Origin of the sequence: Prescottella defluvii (assembly GCF_000738775.1) — a bacterium.
Lineage (GTDB): Bacteria > Actinomycetota > Actinomycetes > Mycobacteriales > Mycobacteriaceae > Prescottella > Prescottella defluvii.
In genome coordinates, this window is record NZ_JPOC01000012.1 from 1 (window position 1) to 246 (window position 246).

The window sequence follows — 246 nt, forward strand, 5'->3', positions numbered from 1 at the left end:
TCGCGGTCCGCACATTGTGCTGCGAGAAGACCCGTTCGACGGCCACGACCGTGGGCCGGTACTTGTCGAGCCACTCGTCCGCGGCGTTGGAGATCCCCAGCAGACGCTGGGCCAGTTCCATGTCCGGCGGTGTGCGAACGACATCGACAGCGACCGGTATCACCGCACGACCCCGACCGGAGTCCACGACACCGAAACCGCACCGCGTCAGACCGGGGTCGACTCCCAGAACACGCACGCGCCCAC

Annotated in this window: 1 protein-coding gene; it reads right to left on the bottom strand. The window is 67.5% G+C overall.

Going from position 1 to position 246, the window contains the following annotated elements:
* A partial coding sequence (locus tag IJ15_RS0104940) for a crossover junction endodeoxyribonuclease RuvC (protein ID WP_031937236.1) occupies positions 1-238 on the bottom strand: 238 nt, incomplete at its 3' end.
* Positions 239-246: the final 8 nt, after the last annotated feature.